Here is a 2,451-nt window from a genome sequence, read left to right on the forward strand (position 1 = left end):
TCCCGAAGACAAGTTCAAAAGGCGGCTCGAAAAAATCCCAAAACCGGAGTTTATCGTTCTGTACAACGGCGCAGACCCGTATCCCGACTACAAAGAGCTAAAGCTTTCAGACGCTTTTATGAAAACTAACACAATAAAGATTGATTCGCTTCTGGAGCTTGTAGTGCAGGTTTACAATATCAACAAGGGGCGCAATCAGGATATATTGGGCAAGAGCAGAACGCTTGACAATTACAGCCGGTTCATTGACAAAATACGGGAGTATCAGAAGGAGTATCAGCGGAAATATCCCGATAAGAAAAAATTACTTGATAAATCGTTCAGATCTGCGATAAACTATTGTATAAAGAACAACATTCTAAAGGATTTTTTAAGGAAGCATGGTTCGGAGGTATTGAATATGCTGTACGGTGAATATGACCCTGAAGTAGAAATGAGAGTTGTCAGAGAAGAAGCTCTTGAAGAAGGCGAAGAAATTGGCATAGAAAAAGGCATGGAAAAAGAAAAATTAATTATCGCAAAAAATTTGCTTTCAAAAGGTTCAACGCTTGAATTTGTGCATGAAATCACAGGACTCTCCACAGAGAAAATAAAAGAAATATTATGAGCAGTTAGCAGTGAGCAATTAGCAATTAGCAATTAGCAGTGAGCAGTGAGCAATTAGCAGTGAGCAGTAAGCAATTAGCAATTAGCAGTGAGCAGTAAGCAATTAGCAATTAGCAGTGAGCAGTGAGCAATTAGCAGTGAGCAATTAGAAATGAGCAATTAGCAGTGAGCAGTGAGCAATTAGCAGTGAGCAATTAGCAATTAGCAATTAGCAGTGAGCAATTAGCAGTGAGCAGTAAGCAGTTAGCAATTAGCAATTAGCAGTGAGCAATTAGCAGTGAGCAGTGAGCAATGTTGTTGTTCGTTATCTATGCATGACCTTCACGATAAGATTGCGGACAAAAACCCCCGATCCCTCTTTCTCTCTACTATACGCATATTTGTAGTAAATATCTTCGTTCTCTAGGTTCGCTCCTTGTTCGTGTGGTTCGTGGTAAAATTTTTTCGAAAAATTTTTAAAAACAGTCAAGCAAAACCGCGAGTCCACGCCATATAGGGTATGTAGTTTTTAAAAACCGTCCTGCGGCGGTCAACTGCAAACCACTATAGGAGGACACTTATGGAAGCAAACAATCAAAATCCCGCTCAGTACGAGTGGGGCCCTTTCCCTTTCAGGGACGGGGAGCGTATCTTGGACATCCGCTATGACCATGTGTTCAAAGCCGTATTCACCAAAGACACGTCAGCGTCAAGAGGCGCGTTGTCGGACTTGATTTCCGCGCTTATCGGGCGCAATGTCGCGGTGGAGACTATCACAGCCAACGAACCGCCTATTAAAGATTTGAGGCAGAAATACGTGCGCTTCGACGTATCATGCAGAACAAAAGAATGCGAGCTTGTCAACGTGGAAATGTCATTTAATCCCAACGCTGATGAAATGGTGCGCCTTGAATACTATACGGCGATATTATTCACCGGGCAGGACATTCACGGGGATGATAAAAATTATAACGATTTGAAAGAAACCTATCAAATCGCAATTCTTGCGAAAGGGAAATTTTTTCAGGACGAAGACCTGATACACGATTTTTCATACAGCGATCTTAAAACCCGCGTCTGTCTTGGCGGAAAGACAAGAATAATAACAGTAGAGTTGGTAAAAACAAAACCTTTGACCAAAAAGCCAATTGAAGAGATGACAAACGCTGAACAGTGGGCAATATTTTTTGAATATTTGACAGACGAGGAGAAAAGGGCTAAAATTATTAATATAACAAACCGAGAGGAGGGCATAGCGATGGCGGTAAAAACAATGACGGGCTTTACGCAGAATGAGATAGAGTACATACGCAAGATGGGTGAGTTAAAAGCTGAACTAGACTATCAAAGCGGAATGGTATGCGCCGAACGAAAAGGACACAACAAAGCCTGTCTTGACATTGCCCAAAAAATGAAAAATGCAGGACGCCCATTGAATGAAATAATGGAATTCACCGGCCTCCCCATAGAAACTATTACCCAAGGGCTACAATAAAGGACATAATAAACCACAAAGAAGTGAAAACCAATTAACAATGAGAAATGAGCAATTAGCAGTGAGCAGTGAGCAATGTTGTTGTTCGTTATCTGTGCGTGGGCTTCACGATAAGATTGCGGACAAAAACCCCCGATCCCTCTTTCTCTCTACTATACGCATATTTGTAGTAAATATCTTCATTCTCTAGGTTCGCCCCCTGCTCGTGTGGTTCGTGGTAAAAAAATAAAAATAATTTCATTTTCAGTCAAGCAAAACCGCGAGTCCACGCCATATAGGGTATGTAGTTTTTAAAAACCGTCCTGCGGCGGTCAACTGCAAACCACTATAGGAGGACATTTATGGAAGCAAACAATCAAAATCCCGCCAAG

At 41.5% G+C, this 2,451-nt stretch carries 1 protein-coding gene and 1 pseudogene; both read left to right on the forward strand.

Annotated elements, in window-relative coordinates; all coding sequences use genetic code 11:
- A pseudogene (locus tag ACYVRH_RS11800) lies at nt 1-607 on the forward strand (Rpn family recombination-promoting nuclease/putative transposase); the annotation flags it as partial.
- Nucleotides 608-1,165: 558 nt separating this feature from the next.
- The gene (locus tag ACYVRH_RS11805; RefSeq protein ID WP_461257114.1) at nt 1,166-2,080 is read left to right on the forward strand and encodes an Rpn family recombination-promoting nuclease/putative transposase; all 915 of its coding nucleotides are present in this window, start codon (nt 1,166-1,168) and stop codon (nt 2,078-2,080) included.
- The last annotated feature ends 371 nt before the right edge of the window (nt 2,081-2,451 follow it).

Source organism: Treponema sp. R80B11-R83G3 (assembly GCF_054786115.1).

Bases quoted from the DNA above. Each gene is read 5' to 3' on its own strand.
- ACYVRH_RS11805 (WP_461257114.1), top strand. From the start codon at position 1,166: ATGGAAGCAAACAATCAAAATCCCGCTCAGTACGAGTGGGGCCCTTTC.